This is a genomic window from Actinomadura sp. 3N407 (genome assembly GCF_052245875.1).
GTDB lineage: Bacteria > Actinomycetota > Actinomycetes > Streptosporangiales > Streptosporangiaceae > Spirillospora.
In genome coordinates, this window is record NZ_JBQQBP010000013.1 from 97,222 (window position 1) to 121,397 (window position 24,176).

Here is a 24,176-nt window from a genome sequence, read left to right on the forward strand (position 1 = left end):
GAGACACCACGTGCTGAACATCAAGCGGGTAGGGCCTGCCGCCGTGCCCGAGGACGCCGAACAGGTCATGATCTCGATGCGGGACGGTGTCCGGCTGGCGGCCGACCTCTATCTCACCGACCCGCCGCGGCCAGCGGCCGTCGTATTGGTACGCCTTCCATACGATAAGGACGGCGTCTACTGCTTCATGCCCCAGATCGGCCGTTACTTCTTGGCCAGGGGATACAACGTCGTCGTCCAGGACGTCCGGGGTAAGTACCGGTCGGAGGGAGCCACCGAGTTCGCCGTCCACGAGGTCGACGACGGATACGACACCATCCAGTGGATCACCGAGCAGCCGTGGTGCGACGGCGTCGTCATGTGGGGCGATTCCTATTACGGCTACACCGCCATCGCCGCGGCGATCGGCGGCCACCCCGCCCTCAGGGCGATTGCGCCGCGCGTCACCGGCTCCCAGCTGTCGACGGTGCTGGAGTACGGCGACGGCACACGGGACGTCGAGCAGACGAGCCGCAAGGCCTACTTCGCCTCCCACTACGTCGACGCGGACCGGTACGAATGGGAGCCCGACTGGAACCGCCGTCCGCTGCGGGCGACGTTCGAGGACTTCTTCGAGCAGATCGGGAAACGCTCTGCCAACTTCGACGACGAGTTCGACGGCGAGGCCCGATTCGTCCCGCCCCCGTTGAAGGCACTGCTGGAAAGTCCTCCCATCCCGGCCCTGTACACGATCGGGTGGTTCGACAACTGCGCCGTCTGGTCTTGGCACGACGTCCGCGCCCTGTCGCGTGCCCCGGGCTGGGCGGCCTGCCTCTACCTCCGACTGGAGGCCATCGACCACGAGAACTACCGGCTGGTCGACGCCCCCATCGCCTCGCACAACGATCACGCCGCCGATCGGGCCGCCCTGGAGCGGATGCTGCCCGGATACCTCGACCCGGCGATCGAGTTCTTCGACGCCGTCCTCGGCCGATCGGGCGACCTGACGGCGCTGCCCCGCGTCCGCTACGAGGTCTGCCATGGCGAATGGCGCGAGAGCGAGGTCTGGCCGCCCCGCCAGGCGTCCGACGTGGAGTACCACCTGTCCCCGGCGCCTTCCGCCGGCCTGACGCGCGACACGGTACCGGAGACCGGCGTGGTGCAGTGGGTCCACAACCCGTCCGATCCGGTCCCCTCACCGGGCGCGAACCCGTTCGCCGCGCTTTTCGACCGGTCGGACCTCGGCCCCATCGGGCGGCGCCCGGACGTGCTCCGCTTCACCGGACCCGCCACCGACGCCGGCCTCGAACTCCTCGGAGCGGTGACGCTGCTGCTGCGCCTGTCGGCACCCGCGGGCGCGAACGTGCACGCCCGCCTGTTGGACGTGGCGCCCGACGGCGGCGCCTTCCTCATCGCCAGGGGACAGATACGGCTCGACGTGCCGCTGGCCGACGACGAGGCCGTCGTGGACCTGCAGAACATCGCCTACCGGCTGCGCGCCGGGCACCGTCTCGCGCTCGACGTCACGAGCAGCGACTTCCCCGAGTTCGTCATCGACACCCCCGCCGGGGCCGACCCGTGGAGCGCCACACCCGGCGAGCCGGCCACCCGGCGCATCACGCTGGGCGGCTCCCAGCCCTCCTGCCTGCGCATCGGCCGGTGGCAGCCCGACCAGCTCCGGCGGGCGCGCAACAAAGACGGAAACGCAAGCGGCACTGCCGCCCGTGCCCACGAGAAGGGATAGAACCATGCACAACCATGGCATCGGCTCCTGGACGGCCCGTCGCGCTCGCAGGATCTAGTGTGCCGGTGCTGTTCCACACCGGCCAGACCGGTGTTGGAGCGGGCGTCCCAGGCGGCGGCAGCCGCAGGGTGCTCTCATGGCCGCCGTGCATGCGGATGACACGGCGGACGGACCGGTAGCCGGGGAGGGAAAGGTGACCGGGCCGTTGCGGGCCCGATCACCCTGGTCCGCCTAGGCCCGTCCGTCGGGGCTCATCTTGGTGCCGTAGTACTTGTCCTCGGAGACGTTGTACGTGGAGATCTTGAAGAACACGTAGCGTCCCTCGGTGATGTCGACGGTCTTCGTCACGCACTTGCCGTTGGCGGTCGTGTCCTCCAGCCATCCATGGGAGCGCACATCGCCGCCCTGGTTCGGCTTACTCGCGGACCAGAGGGACATCTTGGCCCGCCTGCCGTCCAGCCTGAGATCGCAGATCTCGAACACATCACCCTTGTGGGTGAACTTGCCGCCCGCGCCCAGGTTGTCCGTGCTGTAGGTCGGGGGGACGTTCGTCCCGGCCAACGCCGGAGATGCGGAGAGGAGAACAGCTGCCGCGCCGATGACGCCCACCGACAAGATCCTGCGAAGCAATGGCGTTCCTTCCTTCGTTCTCGGGCCGATTCCCAGTTCCTTCGTGTTCCAACGAAGCGGACCGTCCTGAGAACCCTCGCATCGGCAACAGGGGTCGGCGATGATTCCGGCGAGCAGGGCGCCGCCGGCGAAGCCGCCGTCGCGGCAGAGGGCCCAGGAGCACGTCGGGCCGCCGCGATCCAGTTCCAGGACAGGGCCCAGGTGAGCATGAGCGGGATGGGCAGGCCGATGAGTCCACCGCGGTGACCACGGGGGTCGAGTTGGCCGAGGCGGGAGTGGAGCTCATCGAGCTGTGCGGGGGCTTCGCGATGCAGGACGCCACGTGGGTGGTGGAGGCCGTCGACCTGCCTATAGTGAGTCGTGGGTGGCAGGCGTGGCCACGGCGGTCGCCTCACGCCGGCGCGGTGCGACGGCGGCCCAGCCGGAATCAGCGCTGAGCCCGGAGCGGGGGACACGTGGTGATACTGCAACCGCGGTTCGCCGGGCTGGTCGCGTCCGGAGTCGTCTTCCTGCTGTTCGCGACCCGGACTCTCTATCACCTGCAAGCGCTTGATTTTCACGCGAAATGGTCTGCCGGCCTGGCCGCGTTCTGTGTCGCGACGATCGTCGTTCTGGCCACCACCCTGGTGCTGGTCATCATGCGGCGCGGGAACGTGGCGTTGCTGCTGGGCATCCAGGCGGCGGCGGTGTTCACGCCCTACCTGGTGGTCGGCCAGGGCTGGGCCCTGGCCGGCACGGTGCTGTGTGCGAGCATCCTGCTGACAGCGCCACGGCGCGCCTCCTGGGTGCCGTTCGCGATAGTCGCCGTCGCTGACGCCGCACTCGCCGGGTACTTCCACCCGTCACCCCTGATATTTGCGTATGTCATGTTCGTCAACGTGGCCAACGGATTCGCGATCTTCGCGGTCGTCCGGCTGGCTCATCTTGTGCAGCAGACGCATGAGGACGGGCAGCGCCTGGCCGACATCGAGGTCGAGGCAGAGCGGTTGCGTGCGGCCGACCGTCTCCGCGCCGACGTCGGCGCCCGGCTGTCGACCCTCATCAGACAGACCCGCGAAGCGCTCGCGTCGCCCACGCTCGACCATCGCCGCCTGACCCTCCTGGGTGGGCTCGCCCACCAGGCGGCCACCGATGCCCGGGCGATCGCCGACATCCACCGCAAACTGGGCCTGGTCGGCTCGACGCCCACGCGACAGCCACCCGTCGGCGTCGAGCTTCGGTTCGCCAGGTGGGCGCATCTGCTGATCGTGGCCAACTTCCTCGCCACCTCCCTCGTCAACCTGTTCTGGAATTGGCGCGTTCCCGAACACGCGGCCGTGGGGATCGCCGTCGTCCTCGCGGCGGTGGTACTGCAGCTCTATCTGTGCTTCCCCCGGGTGGGCGGCGGGGTGCCTCGCTGGTGGCCGATCGCCCTGGCGGCCCAGGTCGGCCTGCTCGTCGGCGCCGCGCTGCTAACCTCCTTCACCGGGCGCGCAATCTCGATCTTCCTGCTACTCGCCAGCGGAACCGTGCTCATCCGGGTGCGGGCACCGTGGTCGTGGGCGGCGCTCGCGGTGACCGCCGTCGCCTGCTTCGCATACGACCAGCAGGAAGAAGGGGTCTGGGGCGGGGCTTACATGGCGATGGGCGTTCCGTACTGGGCCGCCATCATCTACGCGCTGCACAACCTGCCCGAGATCACCCGTCGTCTCCACGCCACACGCGACGAACTGACTCGAGTCGCCGTCATCACCGAGCGGCTCCGGCTCGCTCGTGACATCCACGACCTGCTCGGCTTCCATCTGTCCGTCATCAAGCTCAAGATCGAGCTCGCCCTCCGGACCGGGGAGGCCGCTCCGGCCGAGGCTCGCGACCACCTCACCCAGGTGCAGCGCAGCGCCGACCAAGCGCTCGCCGAACTCCGCACATTCACCACCGCACTGGACAACGTCACCTGCCGCGACGAACTCTCCGCCGCACGCGCCATCCTCGAAGCCGGTGGTGCCTCCGTCACCGTCAGGTACGACGCCGACCGGCTCCCTCGCGACGTGGACAACCTGACGGGGATCATCGTCCGCGAAGCGGCGACCAACATCATCCGGCACGCCAGGCCAGAGATCTGCACGTTCGAGATCACGGCTGCCGAGGGGGAAGTACGGGTCCGGATCACCAATGACGGCGCGGACCGCCCGCACCCGCAGACAGACCACCGCCCGCGCGCCGGCCTGGCCAACCTCCGCGCGCGGACCGAAGCCCTCGGTGGACGTCTCACAGCCGTCACCGATCACGACACGTTCACCCTCATCGCGTCGCTCACCATCGATGCCGCCCCGGTGCCGCCGACGGCACCACGTGGAAGTGCAAACTGCACGGCCAACGATGCAGCGGTCACTGTGCGCGCAGCTGGTCGACTGCCAACGTAGGGAATGAGTAGTCACCAGCCCATGCGGGCTGACTCAGCGAAAGCAGGGGGCACCACCATGGTCTTCGAACCCACCGCGATCCAGAAACTCAGCGTCCAAGACGTGCCCGATTGGATTCAGGTCGGCGACCATCAGGCGTATGTCGGCTACATCGCGGATGAAGAGGAGGGTTCCAACCTCGGGTTGGCCTATATCCGCTTCCGCAAAGGAGTGCGGTTCGACTTCCTGTGGGCGTACGACGAGATCGCCGTCGTGACCAGGGGAAGTCTGACGGTACGCGTGGGAGGCGAAGTCAAGACGGCGGGAGTCGGAGAGTCGCTCTATATGCCGGCCGGTGTGCGCGGTGTCTTCGACATCCGCGAGGACGTGGAGGCGTTCTGCGTGCACTATCCGACCGACGGCAGAGCCGGTCGTGAGTGGCGGGGGCCGGAACGTCTGCCCGCGGAGGAAGAGATCCGCGCGGTCTCGATCGACGAAGTCTGGATCTGATGGCCAGGGCTTCGTCGACCGTTGCGTCATCGAGGCACGACAGCATGAAAGGGCAGCCGAGATGAGCCCAGCGATGACTCCGGGTCCACTGAGGCGAGCAGTGGGTCGCGTCCGCAACGCCATCCATCCGAATGTCACGGTGACGCCGCCGCCGGAAGGAGTGAACGTCGAATACGACGTTCCCGTACCGGTCCGTGACGGCACCATCTTGCGGGTCAACGTCTACCGGCCGCCCGGCAACCGCGCATCTCCCGTCATCATGTCCGCACATCCGTACGGGAAGCACTACCGGCCCAAGCCGACCCGCCGAGGGTACCGGGCATTCCCCAACCTGCGGATCCTGCCGCAGTCACAGCCGATCTCCTTCTCGGCGTGGACCGGCTGGGAGGCGCCGGACCCGGGCTACTGGGTGCCGCGCGGCTACGCCGTGGTCAACGCCGACCTGCGCGGATGGGGAACATCAGAGGGCACCGGAACGCTGCTCGGCGCCGACGAGGGCGAGGACTACCACGACCTGATCGAGTGGGTCGCCGCCCAGCCCTGGTCCACCGGGCGGGTCGGCCTCAACGGCGTTTCCTACCTGGCGCTCTCCCAGTGGGCCGCAGCCGCGACGCGCCCACCGCATCTGGCCGCGATCTGCCCCTGGGAGGGCTTCACCGACTTCTACCGGGATCTCGCCAGACCGGGCGGGGTCCGCGAGAACGGCATGATGATCGTGTGGACCAAGGGCACCGCCCGCAATCGGCCCGACAGCTCCGTCGACCTGAGGCAGCAGCAGATCGCCAGGCCGCTGTACGACGACTGGTGGGCGGAGCGTGACCGCGAGATCGAGAAGATCGACGTCCCGGCCCTGGTCTGCGCCAGCTTCTCCGACCACGGCCTGCACACCCGCGGCTCGTTCGAGGGGTTCCGGCGGATCGCCTCACGCCAGAAGTGGCTGTACACCCACCGTGCTCCGAAGTGGTCGGCCTTCTACGGCGACGACGCTCTCGCCGAACAGAGCCGGTTCTTCGATCATTTCCTCAAGGGCGAGGAGAACGGCCAGGATGCGTTGCCTCCGGTCCGGCTGGAGGTGCGCGAGGACGCCGACACGGTGACATCGGTCCGGCGCGAGCAGCACTGGCCACCGGACGGCACCACGTGGCAGCGATGGCATCTGCAGCGGGACGGCGGCTTCAGCGAGCAGCCCGGCTCGTCCCCCGCCACGTCGTCCTTCCGCACCCGCCGCGGAAGTCTCGTCCACCGCCACCGGTTCCAGACGGACACCGAGATCATCGGTCCGATGCGGCTCCGGCTCGCCGTCGAGGTCGAGGGCGGCGGCGACGTCAATGTCTTCGCCGGCGTCCGCAAGCTCCACGGCGGCCGGCCTGTCGCCTTCGAGTCCGCCTACGGTTTCCGCGGCTCCCTGGTGACAAGCGGGATGCGCAAGGCGTCCCACCACATTCTCGACGCCGACGGACGACCGCGCGACGACGTCGCAGAACCGCTCCAGCCCGGCCAGATCGTTCAGCTGGAGATCGAGCTGTTGCCTTCCGCGACCCTGTTCAAGGCCGGTGAAGACCTCGAACTGGAGATTCAGGGCCGGTGGTTCCACGCCCGGAACCCGTTCACCGGGCAATTTCCCGCCTACTACGAGAAGAGCCCGCGCGGGACATGCACCGTGCACCTCGGGGCGGGCCACGACACCTACCTCGAAGTTCCCGTACAGGCCGAGTAGCCGGACATGCTCGAGGCATCGATCGCCGCCGGGCCTCGGACGACCGGTTACGCCGATCATGCCCGGCGGTATATGAACCCGTTGCTGGGCCATCTGCTGGTGGCGGAGCTGTCGGTGGCGCACGTGGAAGAGGTGTTCGCGGTCATTGAGCGCGAGCACCGGCAGGCAGGGCGGCGGCCCTGAACCGGATCCGCGCGGCGTTGCGAATCGGGTTGATCGAAGAGAATGGGGACTGGTGGGCCGGTGGCGCGGCCGAACGGGCACGCTATTGCGAATCTGTGGTAGCGATCAGGCGTAGTGGGTGTCGGATCGGATGCTCTTGGCCGCCGGCGCGCTGCGAGGCGTTCGCGTGGGACCCACCCGCAACAGCTTGACCTCGAGAGCGCTTGATGTTGCAGAGTGACGTTCATGAACACAACGGATATTGATGTACAAACACGCGAGGTGGAGATCGAGGCGATCAAGCAGGTGGTCGCCACGGCCGAACACGCCCAGAACAACGAGCTTCCCGACGAGTTCCTCAGCCTGTTCCGGGCCGACGCGATCTGGACAACGGGCGCCGGCAAGCGCCTCTTCGGCCTCGATGAGATCTCGACCTTCACGCACCAGGTGCTCCCTGGTGGGATGCATGGGCTGACGATCACGTTTGAGCTGGAACACGTGCTGTTCATTCGCCCTGACGTCGCTGCCGTCAAGCTGCGCCAGGTATACCAGACACCCGACGGGCCGGACGTGGGCTCTCCACTGTGGGTCATGGCGAAGGAAGACGGACGGTGGCTCCTGACCGCCAGCCAGAACATCGGCGTACCCGACGACGAGGTGTGATTCATCGTGAGCGGGGCGGGGCGGCGTCCGTCCGGAAGGTCGAAGCGTTTCGCCGGTCTGCCCGACGAACGTCAGCGGAGCCGTCAGGACGACCGCATCGTGCGGCGACAACCGCGATGTACGCGGCGGCACAGTTGGCAGGAAAACCATGAAATCTGTCGCCCCGCTCCCTCATCGATCTTTCGCCGACAATGGCAGACTGCAATGGATACCGTCCTACGAGGATCGAAGGGGATCGATGCGACGTTTCATTGTGGCATTCATGGCGGCAGTGATGATCAGCAGTGGAATCGCGGCGCTCGCCGCCGCGCCGGCCGCGGCGGATGACTCCGCCAACGTCAGGATCACAAACCGCGATATGTAGCGAATCGGTTTGGAATGTGCGGACGCCGGCCCGGAGTGGGCGTCCGCACAAGTCGCCGGCCGTTCTTCGCGATTTCGGCGGCCGCTGCCCGCCACCTGTCCGGCGCCAGTCCTGGAGGACGACTTCACCCGCCACCTCCGCCACGGCACGCCGCTCTCAGATGGCCGACGTCATGAAGTAGACCGACCCCTTCGTGCCGGGCTGGACATGGCCGGTGTGGACGCTTGGCCAACTGAACAAGCCGATGCATCTGATGCGATGTGCGCGTATCGGGATCACTGGAAGGCTTGGTGTAAGTGCGGCGCGAGCTGTTGGAGCAAGGACGGGCTGATCTGCCTCGCATCGCACGACCTGCGTCACACTGTCGGCCAGCCGCATGGCACGTGATTTCTGCCTCTCGCTGGTCGACGTGCAGACCGTCATGCGCCATGCCGACCTCGCGACAACGAGTCGATACACGCCGCCGCGGCTGGACGAGGTCATCGATCGGCTGGCCGAGCACTATGCCCTGCCGCGCCAGAGGGCGGTCTACGCCACCGGCTACAGCCCGGAGGACATCCAGGCAGTGTTCGGAGGCGGACAATGACGTCCTCGGCGCGCCGGATTCTTCCGCCTGCCGCCGCGCCGCGGGCGGGCGGGTCCCGTTATCGTGCCGGCGCCCGCCCAGCGAGCGTCCGGACCACCACAGCCGCAGGGAGATCTCAGCCGGGCCGGCATCGAGGAGATCGCGCAGCTCGATCGAAGCGCTGACCGCTCACCGCTTCACCGAGTACGGCCGCTGGTTCGCTGCTGCGCGGCGCGATCCTGCCCTGGACAAGCTTCTCGATCAGATCGCCGGGAACCCCATGGTGATCATGACGGCTCGCGACCGCGCAGCATCCGACATCGCCTCCACGCCGACCATCCAGGGGATTGCGCTCGCCGACCTCACCCCTGAGGCCTGCCTCACCGACCGCGCCCATGATGTGACCAGCACGCCTCAAACCACTGCTGAAAAGGTTCAGTACGCCCACGTCACCGCCACCGTGAGATCTCGAGCCATCACCGCGAACAAGGGCACAGGTTAAACGACAAGCTCAACGCATGTTCCTATTGATTAGCGTGGAGTCCGCAACGTTTAGCCTGGCGAATACGAGATCTGCGTCAAACACCACGCCGATTGTGGGCCGCCGCCGAGACTGGCAGGAATCCAGCGAAACTTGGCAGTCGCCCGACAGGTATCACTACTCGCCACATGCAAGGATCGGCTTCGGCGCCAAAAAGACTCCTCTGACCTCTCTACAGAAGTTTAGCCGGCCGCACGTTCGGCCGGACGATATGCCGACCGGATTAGCCGCCAAACTGTGCGGCCAAAGTGAGCCACGTTCCTGAACCGAACCAGGGAAGGTTTTCCCGTGAAAACATCCATTCGCAATTCCATCACCACGATCCTCGGGCTGGCCGCGCTGTCATCGACCGTCTTGGGATCCACAAGCGCCAGCGCAGAAACGGCACCTGCCAAGATGAACGCCGGTCCGGCCACCGAATACTGCCGCATTGTGGTCGATCGAGCAAAGCCGGGTGAGGAATTCTCCCGGGTGGTCACCCGCAAGTGCTCGGACAATCGGGCCGACCTCGAAATCAACGCACAAACCCTTCTCATGACTTGGTACGAGCACACCGCCTATGGAGGAAGGTCAACCGTCCTGGAAGGGTCCTACGGCCCGTGCGACAGCGAGGGATACAGGGTCCGCAGCACCGGCCAAGCGGATTATGACTGGCTGTTCATCATTTCTTCGTTCAAGGTCTGGAACAAGTGCGTCATCGTCCACGCCTGGGCCGAACAAGACTTCCAGGGCGACAATATTTGGTTCTACGGGAATCGGGAGAACGTGGGCGACACCATGAACGACAGGATCCGGTCCCTCACGATCCAGTCGTGGTAGTCAGCACCGGGTCGTCTGCGGCACACTCGCTGGCTCTCCATATCGATTACGGGAGGTTTTGTGAAAACGTCCATGCGTAACTCCATCAGCCTGGCCTCCGGGGTGGTCGCGCTGTCGGCGACCGCACTCACCGCCACGGCGGCCAGCGCGAACACAACGTCGCCGACGCCAGCCCCCACCGCTACGAGCAACACCCAGACACCCGGCGATCCGGGCACGAGACACTGCCGGATCGTGCTCGACAGACTACAACCCGGCGAAAAATTCTCTCGAGTGATCTCCCGTACCTGCTCCGATAATCAGGCCGACCTGGGCATCAATGCCCGCGTCGATCTTATGACCTGGTACGAACACGCGGACTACGGTGGGAGCTCGACCACGGTCAAAGGGGATTACGGCCCATGTGACCAAGAGGGGTATGGGATCCGTGATACCGGCATCGGCGGCTTTGAGTGGCGCCTAATCATATCTTCGTTCAAGGTCTATAACAACTGCAACTGGTCGCAGGCGTACACCAATACCAACTACGGTGGCACTGTGAACATCTTCTACCAGAACGTGCGGAATGTGGGTAGTGACATGAATGACAAGATCCGGTCTTTCATCATCCACGCGTAGAGCTCTCCGCAGACCCGCCCCCGGCTCTCCGCCCTTCGAAGGACGTGAGACATGCATTCAGCGGCGCGATACGCGGCATGTCGATACTCGTTGAGGATTCCGCCGAGGCGTTGAGCAGCTTGATCTTGTTGACGACGCCCTCGGCGGGGCGGTTGCTGTAGGGCAGGGCGAGACCGGCGGCGTCGTGGTCGATGAGCAGGCCTTCGGCGAACGAGCGCAGGGTGGGGACCGCCGGGGCATCGCGGACCTGGGCGATCCAGGAGTCTAGGCGTGCGGTGTTTTCGGGCAGGTTCGCGTCGTTGTCGGTGATGAGCAGCGCGGCGAAGGACCTCACATGGTCGGCGGCGGCCTGCAGTCCAGGGCAGTGTTTGAGGGCGTGTTCCAGGCGCATTCTGCGTGGTCGCAGTGAGATTGGCCGGGCCGGTGGTGATCCAGCCGGTCAGGCGGCGGGGCGAGGGGGGCGGGTATTCGCCGTCGGCGCGGCCTTGGTCCAGGTAGCGGTAGAGCAGCGTGGATCCGCCCTGGTACCCCATCGCTTTGATCTCGTTCAGCAGGGGCCCACGTGGTGACGGCGGGCTCCTGCGCGCGGCGGCCGCGTAGGTAGTCGCGGAACGGGTCGACCAGCGTGGTGGATTACTTCGCCGGGCACACGAGAACCGCGGACGGGTGATCATGGACGGCAAGCTGTTCCCCGCGGGCCAGCGCGACCCGGTCACCGGCAAAGACGTCTGGTACAGCGGACGCAAACGCCGCCACGGCGGCAACGCGAAGTTCCTGGCCGACGCCACCGGCGAACCTTTATGGACCTCGCCGGTGGAACCGGGATCGGTCGCCGGCATCACCGCCCGCCGCCACGTCCTGCCGCAATGACGCCCGGCCACCGGTGAGGACGTGGTGGCGTCGGCCGGGGTGCGTGCGGATCTCACCGGGGATCAAACCCCGGCATACATTCGACTACTCTCGTGTGCGCAGGTCAGAGGAATGGTCTTGCCCATTTCCGGGTTGGATCTGGTTCAGACCCGTGCGGGGAGTGTGCAGCTGACGTCGAAAGGTGCTGCGGTAGGTGCGGGGCGGTATACCGCGGCGTTTGACGAATTGTTCGCGTAAGACGGTGGCGTTGGTGTAGCCGACCTGCTGGGCGATCTCTTCGATGCCCAGGGTGGTGGTCTCCAGGAGTTCTTCGGCGCGGTTGAGGCGTTGGGTGAGAAGCCAGGCGTGCGGGGTGGTGCCGGTGGTGGTTTTGAAGCGGCGGGCGAAGGTGCGGGGGCTCATCACGGCGCGGGCGGCCAGTTCGTTGACTGTCAGTGGTCGCCGCAGGTTCTGTTCGGCCCAGGTGATGACGGTTGCGATGCGTTCGTCATCGGTGTGTACCGGAACGGGGGCGGGGATGTACTGGGCCTGGCCACCGACGCGGTGCGCTGATGCGACCACGGCGCGGGCGATGGCGTTGGCGACGGTGGAGCCGTGTTCGCGGCGTATCAGGTGCAGGGTCATGTCGATGCCGGAGATGCCGCCGGCGCCGGTCACCAGCTGGCCTTCGTCGATGTACAGGTGCTGGGGGTCGACTTTGATCTCGGGGTGGCGGGTGGCGAGGTCGGCTGCCAGGCTCCAGTGGGTGGTGGCTTGCCGGCCGTCGAGCAGGCCGGTGGCGGCCAGCAGGTAGGTGCCGGCGCAGAAGGCGGCGATGATCGCGCCGCGGTGGTGGGCGTCGCGGAGTGCTGCGATGACCGCTGGTGAGGGGTGAGCCGGGCGTTCGTCGCCGGCCAGCAGCACGACCAGTTCGGCTTGAAGCAGGCGGTCCAGGCCGAAGTCGATGTGCTGGGTCAGTCCCAGATCGGTGCGTACCGGGCCTGGTGTCTCGGTGACCGCGGTCAGTTCGAAGGGCGGCAGTCCCTGGTCGGTGCGGTCGGCGAACACCCTGCCGAGCATGCCCAGCCCCCAGGTATTCATGTTCTCTGGCGTGTAGGCCACGACGGTACGAAAGCCCACGGTCCCACCCTCACTGATAATGGCCCTGAACACGGCCTAGATGATCCAAACAGGACGGGATCCCGCGACGCGCGCCGTACCCAGGACCACATGGCTGGTCGGAGATGAGAGTCCGGCATCGAATCGGAGAGTCAATGGCGTTGTTCCGGGGCGCTGCCCGGCTTGGCATGTGTTCGTGAGCGTGGCTGTTTCCACGCAACGTGATCAGCGCCTATGGCATTGGGGCCGCTCTTTGCGAGTGCGGACACCGTTGCCGTGTGGTGACAGGCATAGCGCCCATTCTACGCGCTCGTCGGAGAAGTCGTGCTAGTCGAATTCGTGAAAGCTCAATGAGCCCTTTTCAGCGTGATGGGGTCTCGCGGAGTTGAACGACGTGGATGGCCTTGGCGATCCGTCCGGCCCTGAAAGGACAGCACCGCAGCTTGCGGAGGATCCGCCATGTCTTGAGCGTTCGCGCGTTCGCCTGACCCGCGCAGGCGGGCGTGAGCCGGTTGGCCTCCATCTGTGACTCGGGCTTGTCGCGTCCCTTTGAGCCGACCGAGGCGGTCACGCCCAGGTCGGCCAGCCGGGTGGTGTAGCGGGAACTGGCGTATTGGCAGCCCCGATCGGAATGATGAATCAAGGTGCCCGGCTGCACCGGCCGCTGGCGGCCGCGCTGCCACAGCGCCATCTCCAGCGCGTCCAAGGGCAGGTCGGTGCGCAGGTGGTCGGCCAGCTGCCAGCCCACGATCCGGCGGGAGAAGGCATCCAGCACGAACGCCGCGTACAGCCACCCGCGCACCTGGCCTGAGGAGAGGCGGCGGGTGGCTCCGCTGGCGCGGCAGCCGGTGAACTCCTGGACGAAGACGACGGCGACGCCGTGCTGGGCGCAGATCTCGCGGATCTTGGGTAGGTGCTCATCTGGTGACTGGCGGCTCAGGGCCCGCAGTTCCGGGAGCGCCTGGCGGAGACCTTCTGCGTTGGACTTCTGGCAGACGACCTCGCGTGCCGCGAGCTCTCCGAGACGGAGCCAGGCGGCGATCGCGCCAGGTTCGGACTTGAGGGTTTCCGACTTGTGGAAGGCGACGGGCCGCCAGAGACCTCGCGGAATGCCTCCACGCCGGCCGCTGCGAAGAAAGCGAGGAGTTGCTGCACGCCCTGTGACCCCCGGGTGGAGCAGGGGTCCCTTGGGCTTGAACCCTGAGCTTCGCACCCCATCGTTACCAGCAGCGCACGTCAGAGCGGGGACAGGTCTCGAACACTGACCCGGGGCTACATCACCGACATGATCGGCTTTCCAAACAACGGACCCACTCGCCACCAGCGACTTCGTGTCGCACCACCTGAAAGATGCCTTCTGGACTGGTGCGGACAGGACCTTCAGCAAGCCTATCCTCCCAGTTCAGGGGCACTTTTCTCATGTCAACGACCAGTCGGCACCAACTCGCCATGAAAGCGGGAGGCTAGCTAGAGGCGGGGGCGATTCCGCGGGTTCCTTGGATCGACCGGCGTCGGCGGCCCGGCCGGGCGGCTCACCGCACGCGGAGCCGATCGAGGGCGCCCTCGTCCCAGCGCATGCCGTGTCCCGGCCGGTCCGGTGGGGTCGCCGCCCCATCGCCGATGGCCAGGCTCTCCTCGAGCACGTCATCGATCAGCGGGAAGTGCTCGATGTAGGCGCAGTTGGGCACCGCCGCGGCGAGGTGGACGTGCAGCTCCGGCAGGAAATGAGGGGCCAGCACGGCACCGAACACCTCCGCGGCGGCGCTGATCCGCAGCCACTCGGTGACGCCTCCGGTAAGGGGGACGTCCGGCTGCAGGATCGCGGCGGCCCTGGACCGCAGGTAGCCGGCGAACTCGAACCGGCCGTGCAGATGCTCGCCGACCGCGATCGGCACGCCGGTGCGCTCGGCGAGCTGCGCGTGCCCCGCGACGTCGTCGGAGACCAGTGGTTCCTCCATCCAGTACACGCCCAGTTCGTCGAGCCTGCGGCCCAGCCACAGCACGGTGGGAAGGTCCAGCCGCTCGTTGCAGTCGACCATCAGCCGCGTGCCGTCGCCGATCGCACAGCGCACGGCGGCGACCCGTTCCACGTCCTCCTCCGCCGGGCGTGCCCCTACCCGGATCTTGACCGCGCCGTACCCTTCTTCGATGTAACCGATCTGCCCGGCGACGAGCTCGTCGACGTTCATCTGGTGGGTCGACCGGCCGCTGCCGTACACCGGCACGCTGTCCCGGTGGGCGCCGAGGAAGCGGAAGAGGGGCGCACCGGCGCGGCGGGCTCGCAGATCCCAGACGGCGATGTCCACGGCCGACAGTGCGGGGAGGGCGATTCCGCGGCCAAGCCGGTGCGTCCGCTGCCAGACCCGCTCCCACGTGCGCGGCCACTCGTCGGTGTCGGTGCCGAGGACGAGCTGTGGCAGCGTTTCGCCCAGGAGGGCGTGCAGTGCCTCCGCGCCTCCGGTGAGCGCGTAGGTGAAGCCGGTGCCGTGCTCGCCCTCGTCGCACGTCACGCCGACGCGGAGCAGGTCCACTCCGGTCGCGCCGGAGCCGCCGCGGCCGGCCCCGAGCGGGATCCTCGACCAGGTCGTGCCGGTCGACGGTGGGCCGGTACCGATGGGCATGCACGGCGGGGTCGCCGAGCACTACCGCGTTCCACTCGATTCGATCGAGCCGCACGCGACCACGCTCGACTACATCGTCGGCGCGACCACGGGCTGCCTCACCGGCACCTTCGGCGGCATGCTCGCCGCGCTGGGCCAACCCACCGAGGATGGTGCCCTCACCAGCGAAGCGGAAGGCGACATCGTCGTCGAGGACGGAGTACTGCGGATCGCCCGCATCCGGGTCACCTTCCGGCTCCGGCCGGCCAAGGGGATCTCCCCGGAGAAGATCCGTCGGGCACACGAACGGCACCACAGGTTCTGCCTGGTCGCCCGTTTCATCGGCGGATGTATCGATATCACGACCGATCTGGAGTTCATCTGACCGATCGCGGCCGACCTCACCGGCAAATGCCGACGCAGTGGGCGGTCCGGGCTGTCCTGGCGGACTGACAGTGAGCGACTCTGTCGGGAATCTTGGGACTCGTCGGCGCGTCTCGCGGGATGGTCGATGAGTGACCGACAAACTACCGCGGCCTGGCCGCCGATGGCGATCCTGGTCGTCCATCGCCACTGGTCCTGGATCCGGGCTCTGCGGCCTCGGCGGCTCCCGCTGCTCGCGCTGCTCGCGCTGGCCGCGCTGCCCATCACGGTCAACTGGGGCATGTTCATCTACGCCGTTACCAGCGGCAACACGATCGAAGCCGCCCTGGGCTACCTCATGACCCCGCTCGTCAGCGTCGTCTTCGGCATTCTGATCTTCCGCGAACGGCTTCGCCTCTGGCAGTGGACCGCGATCGGAATCAGTGTGGTCGCCGTGCTGAGCCTCGCCCTGGACTATGGGCGGGTGCCTTGGATCGCGCTGTGGTGCCGCTCGCCGTCCTCGGGATGATGCAGTACCTGGCACCGGTGCTGCAGTTCATGATCGGGCTGCTGGTCCATCAGGGGGCGATGCCAGCGAGACGCTGGATCGGCTTCGTCCTCGTCTGGATCGCGTTGGCCGTCCTCAGTGCGGACGGGCTGCGTGCCGCACGCGCGAAGCGGCATACCACTGTGTCGGGCGAGTCGGCAGGAATGGCGGAAGTGGGGGGGCTAACCAGGTTGGGATCCTTGACGCTCGGCGAACGCCCGCACTTTCGTGCGGTTCCCGCACACGCGCATCGAACACCACCGACGGGACGCGTTCTTGGAGGCGTCCCAGAACACCCACGCGCAGTCGTGTGCGGGGCAGCGCCGTACTCGCGACCACTCTCCCCGTACGGAAGCGGCGAGATAGGCGGCGGCGATCTGGCCGAGGGCGCCGGAGACTGATCCGCCGCTGTCCGTGGCCAGAACGGGTCCGGTCCGTGTCGAGTTCGCGTCGGCCGGCAGGCGGATCGTGAAGGGCAGGGAGGCGAGCACAACCTGTGCGGCCCGTACGTCGTCGAGGTCGGGCTGTTCTCCGGTGTTGGCGAGTGCCAGGCCGCGGAGGCCGCGTCTAAGATCGATCGCCGCCTGGAGGTCGGACGCTGTCACGGCGGGCAGGGAGGGGCACAGCCCCTGCTCGACAAGCCAGTCCGCCAGGGCCGCGGAACCCTCGTTGAACACGTCGGTGCCTTCCTCGACATCGACGGTGTTGAGGAAGGCGATGATGGGCCGGATCGACGGCGGAAGTTCTGGCATGCATTGCTCCGCTGACCACTCTACCAACCAACCCATTCGCCGGTTGACGCCCAACTACTAACCGCCTAACGTCTTCACAGGTTAGTCGGATGGAGAGTTGGGGAGGCCGTATGCCGCCATGGTCCGAAGATCTCGAAGGTGACCTGCGCGAGCACGTCATCACGAGCGAGGCATTGCTCGGCAATCCACTGGGCGATCCGCACGAGCGACCGCTGTGGGTCTACACCCCTCCGGGGTACGGGACCCACACCCGTTACCCGACGATCTACGTCATCCAGGGCTACTGCGGGACCATCGCCATGTGGCGCAATAGGACACCGTTCCGCCGGACGCTCCCCGAACTGATCGACGCTCTTTTCGCACGCGATGACGTGGCGCCCGCACTGGTCGTGTACGTGGACGCCTGGACCGGCTACGGCGGCAGCCAATATCTCGACTCGGCGGCGATCGGCGATTACCACACCTACCTGTGTGAGGAGATCGTGACGTGGGTCGACGGGCACTATCCGACCATCGCCCACCGCGACAGCCGTGCGATCACGGGGAAGTCCAGCGGCGGATACGGATCCATGGTGACGGCCATGCTGCGGCCCGACCTGTTCGGCGGCTTCGCGACGCACGCGGGCGACGCACTTTTCGACACCTCGTACGCATCGGTCTTTCCGCAGTTGACCAGGCGGCTGCGGGACGAGTTCGGCGGGTCGTACGAGGCCTTCCTTGAGTACTTCCGAAACTGCGAGGTCCCGCTCCTGCACCGGCTCGACGAGCTGCTCATCGAGGTCTACGGCTATTCGGCGGCGTACTCCTCCGATCCCGACGGCACCGTCCACGTGCCGTTCGATTCGTCGACCGGTCGGCTCATTCCCGAGATCTGGGAGCGCTGGCTGGCGTGGGATCCGGTCCGGATGGCGGCGGAACGTGCCGAGGCGCTGAGATCGATGCGGGCGATCTGGATCGACGCCGGGCGCCATGACGAGTACTACCTGGACCACGCTGCGGCGGCATTTCACCAGGCCGTGACCGACGTCGGCGTTTCACCCCAGCGCGTGTACTTCGAGTTGTTCGACGGCACCCACGGCGGCATCGAGTACCGCTATCCGCAGGCGATCGAGTACCTGACCCATCACCTCGTGACGGAGAACCCGCAATGATCTCTATCCTTGCCGCCCCGACCAACCTCGGTCTGCGTCCACCGCAGGACACCAGCGTCCCCGGATGTGCCAAGGCGCCCGAGGCGTTGCGCGAAGCCGGCCTGTACTCCCGGCTCCTCCGACAAGGCGCCGAGGACGCCGGCGTCGTCATCGCGGGACGGTACGTCGACGACTGGATCGCCGGCTCAGGACGAGTGCGCAACCAGGAAGCTCTCGTCGACCACGCGATCCGGCTGGCCGACCGCATCGACGCGATCATCGACCGTGGCCGTGCTCCACTCGTCCTCGGCGGCGACTGCAGTCTGCTGATCGGCTCGGGAGTCGCACTGTCCCGCAGAGGTCGCTACGGCCTCGTGCACATCGACGGTCACACCGACTTCCGCCACCCCGGCAACTCCGACCGATGCGCGAGTGTCGCCGGTGAGGACCTTGCCGCCGCCGTCGGCCTGCACCTGCCGGCGGTCTCCGACATCCACGGATTGTCGCCCTACTTCGCTCCAGAACATGCCATCCATGTTGGCTGCCGAGATGACGACAAAGGACTCGAAGAGGCGCGAGAGGTACTGGCCGCGGTAGTACCGGCGAGCCAGTGGATCAGTGACCCCGCGGGCACCCTCCGCATGATCAGAGAGACGCTCGCCGCCGAGGAACTCGATGGCTACTGGCTGCACGTCGACGTCGACGTTCTCGACCCGTCGATCATGCCGGCCGTCGACAGCCCCGATCCCGGCGGGCTCGATCGCGGGCAACTGACCGTGCTGCTCAGCGATCTGGCGGATGACGCGATCGGTGCCGACGTCTGCATTTTCGACCCCGACCTCGACCCCGACGGCGGCTACGCCGAGCTCGTGGCCGACACGATCGCCGACGCCCTCGGCGGCCTCGGCGCTCACACCCGGCGGAGCGGGATCACGTGACGTGACGTTGCGCCGAGACGGCCGGGACCACTGCGAGCCGGCGGAGCGGACCTGGAGGTGCAGGTGCACGACGACGGTACGGGAACCGGTGGGCCGGGTCCCGGCGGGCACGGCCTGGTAGGGATGCGGGAGCGGGTCGCGGTGCTCGGTGGTGAGCTGGAGACGGGCCGGGGCCCCGGCGGCGGGTTCCGGGCTGCGGCGCAGCGATCTTGATGGTGGGGTTGATCAGCACCGGGTAGGTGCGCTTGGCGTCGTTCAGCCAGGCGGTGTCGGCTTGGACGGTGATGTGCAACAGCCCGGCTTTGGCGTCCCACCGCACGGGGACCGCACCATCAGCACTGCCCCGCATATGATCGCCGTCACCTAGGCCCGCGGGATCGGCCGGGGGAAGGACTACATCGACAAGCTCCTCGCTCGCGGAAAGACCCGCACCGAAGCCCTCCGCCCGCTCCGGTGCCGCCTGTCCGACGCCGTCTTCACCGCATTGGGTTGCTGTGCGGGTGGCCCGGGTTGGAGTTGCCCTGCTGTCGCTGCTAGTTGTGGGTGGCCTCCGGGCGTCTGCGGAATCTGGCCGGTGTGCTCGTAGCGGTGGGTGCCGAGGTCGCGGGCTTCGTCGATCTGGCGTTGGTGGGCCGCGATGCGGACCTGGTGGACGGTGTGGTTGATCAGGTCGCGTACCTGCGACGGTTCCAGGATCGAGTCGAGGACAGCGGTCTCGCGCTGCCCGCCTGGACGGACGATGTGGACCAGCACGTTTCCGATTCGCTGTCGCTTCTGCAGCAGCGTCTGGGAGACATCGACGTCCTGCACATTGATGAGCGGGACTTGTTCCTGCTTGGTGAGGCCGATCCCGCGGCTTCGAAGTACAGGTAGTGGGTGGTGAGCCGGTAGTGCAAGGTGAACCGGCCGCCGGTGGCGCGGGCGGTGACGTTGCGGGACTCGCCTTCCCAGATGATCTGTTCGTGGCCGGAGTGAACGGTCATCGCCTACCTTGCTCAGCACAGGCCCTGGAGGGCGGAGTGGTCTTTGCGCTGGTTAGACGCGCTTCCAGCGCTTGCGGTTGACGCCTGGCTCCGGCGCTCTCCGCGTTGCCGGCCGTCGTGCACATCCTGCAGCGGCCATCCTCGATGCCGGCCTGTACACGCGCGGCCGCGTCTGGCCGGATCTCCTTGAGGTGGTGTCCCTGTCCTATCTGTGGCCTGCCGCGTCGGTGGTGAAGTTGCGGGTGAAATCCGGTCGGTGGTGATCGAGCCCGCCGAGTATGCCGTGCTGAGTCCCGAACGCGAGGACTACCCGCGGACGCAGCGCGCACCGATTAGGTTTCCGCGCCGCGCCCGTCTGTAGGTGTGAGATCGACTCACGAGAGGCTGGCACGATGCGGAAACTGATCTTCGACATGAACGTGACCCTGGACGGCTACATCGCCGCGACCGGCGACGACATCGGCTGGAGTGGGGGTGAGGGACCGGACTCGTCGCCGAGCGACGAGCTGTTCCAGTGGTGGTCCGACCGGGTGGGGACGACGGGCCTGGCGCTGTACGGGCGCAAGCTGTGGGAGACGATGAGTTCCCACTGGCCGACCGCCGACAAGCAGCCGGGTGCCACACCGGCGGAGATCGAGTTCGCCCGCCGCTGGCGGGACATGCCGAAGGTGGTGTTCTCCTCCACGATCGAGAAGGTCGACTGGAACGCCCGCCTGGTCACCGGCGACGCGGTCACCGAGATCACCCGGCTCAAGGCCGAGGACGACGGGCCGATGGACATCGGCGGCGCCACACTCGCCGCGGCGGCCATGCGGGCCGGGCTGATCGACGAGTACGCGATCGTCACCCACCCAGTCCTGGTGGGCGGCGGGACGCCATTCTTCACCGCGCTGGACAGTTGGGTGAACCTGAACCTGGTCGAGACGCGGACATTCCCCGGCGGCGTGGTGCTGACCCGATACGAGACGAGGCGATGAGCACGGGCCAAATGCTCGGCTGGTGGGGCCAGGTCGAGATCCTTCCTGGCGTGTTCACCGTGACTCTCTGCTGTGAGGGACCCGTCCCCGGGTCTTTCCTTGCGTTCCGAGTGAGCTGTTGACCGCCTCGCTGAAGATGAGGACGACGGCGTCATTGATCATGACGATGTTCTTCGGGCATAGAGATGCCCCGCCGGCAACGCCGGCGGGGCGGTGGTGTTCGCGTTGCCGCGTTGGTGTTCAGCTGGTCGGGGTGCTCATTCCGCGGTGACTTCGGTGACGCCGGCCCGTGCGCTGGACTCGTCGACGACGGGGACTTGCCTGGTCACAGCGTCGCGGGCAGGCTCAGCCATGGTTTGTCGGTGGCGTCGAATCCGGTGAGCTCGGCGATCTTCCCGTCGACGATGTGCAGGACCGCGATGTTCAGCAAACGGTATTCCGGGTCGTCGGGGGTGCGGAGGTACAGCACGGCGGCTGGCATGCGGTTGACCGTCGTGGCGATGCAGCGCCAGTCGTCGTGGCCGCGCTGGAAGAGCCCGCCGGAGACCCAGCCGTCCACCGCGTCCTCGGCCGTGACGATCAGGGCGCCCGGCTCGGGCAGCATCGCGAAGCGCAGGTCGTCGCGCAGCAGGGCCATCAGCCCGTCGAGGTCGTTGTGCTCATGGGCGTCGATGTACGACTTCACCACGCCGCGCTCGTCATTCGACAGCTCGTGCGTGGCGGGGCTCCGCCAGTCGAGGCGGCGGTCGGGCAGCTGCTCACGCATCGTCACGCGCGCCCGCTGCAGTGCGCTGGTCACCGATGCGACGGTCAGTTCGAGGGCGTCGGCGGCCTTCGACGCCGGCCAGCCGAGGACGTCGCGCAGGATGAACACCGCCCGCTGCCGCGGCGGCAGGTGCTGGACGGCGACGATGAACGCCAGCTCGATCGTCTCCCGCGCCACCACCGATTCCTGCGGGTCCTCCGGGAGCATTCGGTCCGGGTAGGGCTGCAGGTAGCGCACTTCCGAGCCCGCGTCCGGCAGCTCGGCGGGCACGGGTGTGCGGTCGTTGCGCTTCTCCAGGAAGTCGAGGCAGGCGTTGGTCGCGATCCGGTACAGCCAAGTGCGCAGCGCAGCGCGGCCCTGGAACGACTCCCGCTTGTTCCACGCCCGCAGGAACGTCTCCTGCGTCATGTCCTGGGCGTCCTCGTAGTTCGCGAGCATCCGGTAGCAGTGCACCTGCAGCTCACGCCGGTAGCGCTCCGTGATGAACGCGAACTGGGCTGCGTCCTTTGAGCGGGCCGCCGCGATGAACGCGGCCCCGTCGTCGCCTAGCAGGCTGGCGTCGGTCATGGTCGTCAATCCTTCCGCAGGTGGCGATGGGCTACCAGAACCGACGACGTGGCGGAGGATTTCTGATCGGTGAAGCCGCTGACACCGGGCCGTTCGGCAGGCCGGATGGGTCGGGGTCGAACCAAGGGACATGTGCGGGTCGGGCACCCTCGATGTCGCGGTGGGGTCCCACAGTACTGGGGAAAGATCGGGCGGATATGGCTGGTCTGGCTGATCGCCCAGTGCAGCGGCCGATCCCGGCTGGCACAGCCTGGTCGTGCCCAGCTCGAGATCGACGGGTAAGACCAGCGAACTGGCGACATTCGCGAACAGCTGACCATGGAGGCCGGACTACAACCGATCCGGCTGCACGACCTCCGGCATGGCGCCGCCCCCTTTCCTGCTGGCGGCCGGGTACGACATGAAGGTTGTCCAGGAGACCCTGCAGCTCTCCTCGATTGCGATCGCCTCCGACATCTACACCAGCGTCCTGCCGCAACTGGGCCGCCAAGCCGCAGAAGACGCCGCCGCCCTCGTCCACAACACTGAGGTTCCCGTTACCGTTTTCACGTCCCCGCCACGGTGGGGAGCCAGGTCACCCGGCCCGGCATGACTCAAGCCCCCTGTCGCACGCATGATCCGGGGGGTGTTGTCACCGGACCCGGGTGGCGTCGGTGGACCGCTCATAGGGACAAGGCAACCTTCCGTGACGAGGTCATCGTCTCGCCGTAACGTGGATGCCGGCAGCCGTCGCCAGAACTCGTGACCGGGCCAAACACCCCCCGATCGAGGTAGACGTGAGCGTCGAGTACGCGGTGTTTCTGGGGTTGGACGTCGGCAAGGGCGAACATCACGCCTGCGCCCTGGACCCGGCCGGCAAGAAGCTGCACGACAAGCCCCTGCCCAACGACGAACAGCGGCTGCGGACCCTGTTCACCCAGCTCGGCCGCCGCGGCCGGGTGCTGGTGGTGGTCGACCAGCCCGCCTCGATCGGGGCGTTGCCCGTCGCCGTCGCCCGCGACCAGGGCCGCCAGGTCGCCTACCTGCCCGGCCTGACCATGCGGCGCCTGGCCGACCTGCACCCCGGCAACGCCAAGACCGACGCCCGCGACGCCTGCATCATCGCCGACGCCGCACGCACCCTCCCGCACTCCCTGCGCCGCGTCGACACCGGCCAGGAGGCCCTGGCCGAGCTGGAGGTCCTGGTCGGGTTCGACGACGACCTGGCGGGCGAATCGACCCGGCTGGTCAACCGGATCCGCGGGCTGCCGGTCACCATCCACCCCGCCCTGGAGAGGGCCCTGGGGCCACGGCTGCACCACCCCGCCGCGCTGGAGTTGCTGATCGCCTACGGCGGCCCGGACGGGCTGCGCGCCGCCACCGCCGACCAGCTGCTGGCCACCACCCGGCCGCTGGCCCCGCGCATTGGCCGGACGCCTGGCCGAGACGGTCAAGACCGCCCTGGACGCCCAGACCGTCGTCGTTCCCGGCACCACCGCGGCCGCGACCGTCCTGCGCCACCTGGCCCGATCCCTGCGATCGGTTCATGACCAGCGCGACCAGGTCGCGGCCCAGGTGGAGGAGATCCTTGATGCGCACCCTCTTGCCAGGGTCCCCGCTCCGGATCCTCCATCAAGGGCGAACACCCGCCCAAGGGCGGCAACAAGGCCCTCAAACGCGCCATGTTCCTGGCCGCATTCGCCTCCCTCTCCGACCCGCTGAGCAGGGCCTACTACGACCGCAAGCGAGCCGAGGGCAAGAAACACAACGCCGCCCTCATCTGCCTGGCCCGCCGCCGCAGCGACGTCATCTACGCCATGCTCCGCGACAAGCAGCCCTACCAGCCCACACGCAAACCCGCCGCCCGAGCAGCTTGACGAATCCCATAGGGACACCCCCCGCCGGAACGCGGT

General features: G+C 67.3%; 26 protein-coding genes and 3 pseudogenes. 21 read left to right on the forward strand and 8 right to left on the reverse strand.

The window, feature by feature from the left end; genetic code table 11:
* The first annotated feature begins 10 nt into the window (after positions 1-10).
* Complete coding sequence (locus tag ACTWPP_RS29535; protein ID WP_443107638.1) at positions 11-1,723, forward strand: CocE/NonD family hydrolase; 1,713 nt, start codon at positions 11-13, stop codon at positions 1,721-1,723.
* Between the two features lie 231 nt (positions 1,724-1,954).
* Here ACTWPP_RS29535 and ACTWPP_RS29540 read toward each other — a convergent pair whose 3' ends face one another.
* Complete coding sequence (locus ACTWPP_RS29540) at positions 1,955-2,353, reverse strand: hypothetical protein (RefSeq protein WP_443107639.1); 399 nt, start codon at positions 2,351-2,353, stop codon at positions 1,955-1,957.
* 239 nt (positions 2,354-2,592) lie between these two features.
* On the opposite strand from ACTWPP_RS29540, the pseudogene ACTWPP_RS29545 reads away from it, so the two are divergent.
* From ACTWPP_RS29545 to ACTWPP_RS29595, 11 genes and pseudogenes are all read left to right on the forward strand, one after another.
* Positions 2,593-2,790: pseudogene (locus ACTWPP_RS29545) on the forward strand (DUF6506 family protein); the annotation flags it as partial.
* Between the two features lie 222 nt (positions 2,791-3,012).
* A complete protein-coding gene (locus ACTWPP_RS29550; protein WP_443107640.1) occupies positions 3,013-4,755 on the forward strand; it encodes a sensor histidine kinase in 1,743 nt (580 codons plus the stop codon).
* Positions 4,756-4,812: 57 nt separating this feature from the next.
* Positions 4,813-5,244 carry a cupin domain-containing protein gene (locus ACTWPP_RS29555; RefSeq protein ID WP_443107641.1) on the forward strand — a complete coding sequence of 144 codons (432 nt, stop codon included), beginning with the start codon at positions 4,813-4,815 and terminating at the stop codon, positions 5,242-5,244.
* Between the two features lie 139 nt (positions 5,245-5,383).
* Positions 5,384-6,961, forward strand: a complete 1,578-nt coding sequence (locus ACTWPP_RS29560; protein ID WP_443107642.1) for a CocE/NonD family hydrolase — start codon at positions 5,384-5,386, stop codon at positions 6,959-6,961.
* Positions 6,962-6,967: 6 nt separating this feature from the next.
* Positions 6,968-7,144 carry a hypothetical protein gene (locus ACTWPP_RS29565; RefSeq protein ID WP_443107644.1) on the forward strand — a complete coding sequence of 59 codons (177 nt, stop codon included), beginning with the start codon at positions 6,968-6,970 and terminating at the stop codon, positions 7,142-7,144.
* 225 nt (positions 7,145-7,369) lie between these two features.
* On the forward strand, positions 7,370-7,786 hold the full coding sequence (locus ACTWPP_RS29570) for an SgcJ/EcaC family oxidoreductase (RefSeq protein WP_443107645.1): 417 nt from the start codon (positions 7,370-7,372) through the stop codon (positions 7,784-7,786).
* Between the two features lie 148 nt (positions 7,787-7,934).
* Positions 7,935-8,150, forward strand: coding sequence for a hypothetical protein (locus ACTWPP_RS29575; RefSeq protein ID WP_443107646.1), 216 nt, complete (start codon positions 7,935-7,937; stop codon positions 8,148-8,150).
* A gap of 376 nt (positions 8,151-8,526) precedes the next feature.
* Positions 8,527-8,736 (forward strand): hypothetical protein, encoded by a 210-nt coding sequence (locus ACTWPP_RS29580; protein ID WP_443107647.1) that lies wholly within the window; start codon positions 8,527-8,529, stop codon positions 8,734-8,736.
* A 259-nt stretch (positions 8,737-8,995) separates the two neighbouring features.
* Positions 8,996-9,217, forward strand: a complete 222-nt coding sequence (locus tag ACTWPP_RS29585; RefSeq protein ID WP_443107648.1) for a hypothetical protein — start codon at positions 8,996-8,998, stop codon at positions 9,215-9,217.
* A gap of 327 nt (positions 9,218-9,544) precedes the next feature.
* Positions 9,545-10,075 carry a hypothetical protein gene (locus ACTWPP_RS29590; protein WP_443107649.1) on the forward strand — a complete coding sequence of 177 codons (531 nt, stop codon included), beginning with the start codon at positions 9,545-9,547 and terminating at the stop codon, positions 10,073-10,075.
* A 72-nt stretch (positions 10,076-10,147) separates the two neighbouring features.
* A complete protein-coding gene (locus tag ACTWPP_RS29595) occupies positions 10,148-10,693 on the forward strand; it encodes a hypothetical protein (protein WP_443107650.1) in 546 nt (181 codons plus the stop codon).
* On the opposite strand, the gene ACTWPP_RS29600 is transcribed toward ACTWPP_RS29595, so the two are convergent.
* Positions 10,680-11,084: a hypothetical protein gene (locus ACTWPP_RS29600; RefSeq protein ID WP_443107651.1), complete on the reverse strand. Its 405-nt coding sequence runs from the start codon at positions 11,082-11,084 to the stop codon at positions 10,680-10,682. The genes ACTWPP_RS29595 and ACTWPP_RS29600 overlap by 14 nt on opposite strands.
* Positions 11,085-11,365: 281 nt before the next feature.
* Here ACTWPP_RS29600 and ACTWPP_RS29605 point away from each other — a divergent pair, with 281 nt between their 5' ends.
* Positions 11,366-11,563: a hypothetical protein gene (locus ACTWPP_RS29605; RefSeq protein WP_443107652.1), complete on the forward strand. Its 198-nt coding sequence runs from the start codon at positions 11,366-11,368 to the stop codon at positions 11,561-11,563.
* Positions 11,564-11,647: 84 nt separating this feature from the next.
* On the opposite strand, the gene ACTWPP_RS29610 is transcribed toward ACTWPP_RS29605, so the two are convergent.
* The 3 genes and pseudogenes from ACTWPP_RS29610 to ACTWPP_RS29620 form a co-directional block, all read right to left on the reverse strand.
* Entirely contained in the window at positions 11,648-12,715 is a 1,068-nt protein-coding gene (locus ACTWPP_RS29610; protein WP_443107653.1) for a GlxA family transcriptional regulator, read from the reverse strand.
* A 490-nt stretch (positions 12,716-13,205) separates the two neighbouring features.
* Positions 13,206-13,460 (reverse strand): annotated as a pseudogene (locus ACTWPP_RS29615) (transposase); the annotation flags it as partial.
* Positions 13,461-14,193: 733 nt separating this feature from the next.
* Entirely contained in the window at positions 14,194-15,282 is a 1,089-nt protein-coding gene (locus ACTWPP_RS29620; RefSeq protein ID WP_443107654.1) for a mandelate racemase/muconate lactonizing enzyme family protein, read from the reverse strand.
* Here ACTWPP_RS29620 and ACTWPP_RS29625 point away from each other — a divergent pair.
* Positions 15,275-15,646, forward strand: a complete 372-nt coding sequence (locus tag ACTWPP_RS29625) for an OsmC family protein (protein ID WP_443107655.1) — start codon at positions 15,275-15,277, stop codon at positions 15,644-15,646. The genes ACTWPP_RS29620 and ACTWPP_RS29625 overlap by 8 nt on opposite strands.
* Positions 15,647-15,772: 126 nt before the next feature.
* Positions 15,773-16,153: an EamA family transporter gene (locus ACTWPP_RS29630; protein WP_443107656.1), complete on the forward strand. Its 381-nt coding sequence runs from the start codon at positions 15,773-15,775 to the stop codon at positions 16,151-16,153.
* 200 nt (positions 16,154-16,353) lie between these two features.
* On the opposite strand, the gene ACTWPP_RS29635 is transcribed toward ACTWPP_RS29630, so the two are convergent.
* Positions 16,354-16,923, reverse strand: a complete 570-nt coding sequence (locus ACTWPP_RS29635) for a CGNR zinc finger domain-containing protein (protein ID WP_443107657.1) — start codon at positions 16,921-16,923, stop codon at positions 16,354-16,356.
* Between the two features lie 110 nt (positions 16,924-17,033).
* On the opposite strand from ACTWPP_RS29635, the gene ACTWPP_RS29640 reads away from it, so the two are divergent.
* The 3 genes from ACTWPP_RS29640 to ACTWPP_RS29650 all read left to right on the forward strand — a co-directional run bounded on the left by ACTWPP_RS29640 (position 17,034) and on the right by ACTWPP_RS29650 (position 19,204).
* Entirely contained in the window at positions 17,034-18,074 is a 1,041-nt protein-coding gene (locus ACTWPP_RS29640) for an alpha/beta hydrolase (protein WP_443107658.1), read from the forward strand.
* Positions 18,071-18,991, forward strand: coding sequence for an arginase family protein (locus ACTWPP_RS29645; RefSeq protein WP_443107659.1), 921 nt, complete (start codon positions 18,071-18,073; stop codon positions 18,989-18,991). The genes ACTWPP_RS29640 and ACTWPP_RS29645 overlap by 4 nt, the downstream gene beginning before the upstream one ends.
* Before the next feature lie 63 nt (positions 18,992-19,054).
* Positions 19,055-19,204: a hypothetical protein gene (locus tag ACTWPP_RS29650; protein ID WP_443107660.1), complete on the forward strand. Its 150-nt coding sequence runs from the start codon at positions 19,055-19,057 to the stop codon at positions 19,202-19,204.
* A 180-nt stretch (positions 19,205-19,384) separates the two neighbouring features.
* Here ACTWPP_RS29650 and ACTWPP_RS29655 read toward each other — a convergent pair whose 3' ends face one another.
* Entirely contained in the window at positions 19,385-19,993 is a 609-nt protein-coding gene (locus ACTWPP_RS29655) for a PH domain-containing protein (protein WP_443107661.1), read from the reverse strand.
* A gap of 373 nt (positions 19,994-20,366) precedes the next feature.
* Here ACTWPP_RS29655 and ACTWPP_RS29660 point away from each other — a divergent pair, with 373 nt between their 5' ends.
* A complete protein-coding gene (locus ACTWPP_RS29660) occupies positions 20,367-20,951 on the forward strand; it encodes a dihydrofolate reductase family protein (RefSeq protein WP_443107662.1) in 585 nt (194 codons plus the stop codon).
* 325 nt (positions 20,952-21,276) lie between these two features.
* Here the strand turns inward: ACTWPP_RS29660 and ACTWPP_RS29665 are convergent, their stop codons facing one another.
* Positions 21,277-22,284, reverse strand: a complete 1,008-nt coding sequence (locus ACTWPP_RS29665; RefSeq protein WP_443107663.1) for an RNA polymerase subunit sigma-70 — start codon at positions 22,282-22,284, stop codon at positions 21,277-21,279.
* A 361-nt stretch (positions 22,285-22,645) separates the two neighbouring features.
* On the opposite strand from ACTWPP_RS29665, the gene ACTWPP_RS29670 reads away from it, so the two are divergent.
* Together ACTWPP_RS29670 and ACTWPP_RS29675 are read left to right on the forward strand one after the other, a co-directional pair.
* Entirely contained in the window at positions 22,646-22,876 is a 231-nt protein-coding gene (locus tag ACTWPP_RS29670; protein ID WP_443107664.1) for a hypothetical protein, read from the forward strand.
* A gap of 184 nt (positions 22,877-23,060) precedes the next feature.
* Positions 23,061-24,140, forward strand: a pseudogene (locus ACTWPP_RS29675) (IS110 family transposase).
* The last annotated feature ends 36 nt before the right edge of the window (positions 24,141-24,176 follow it).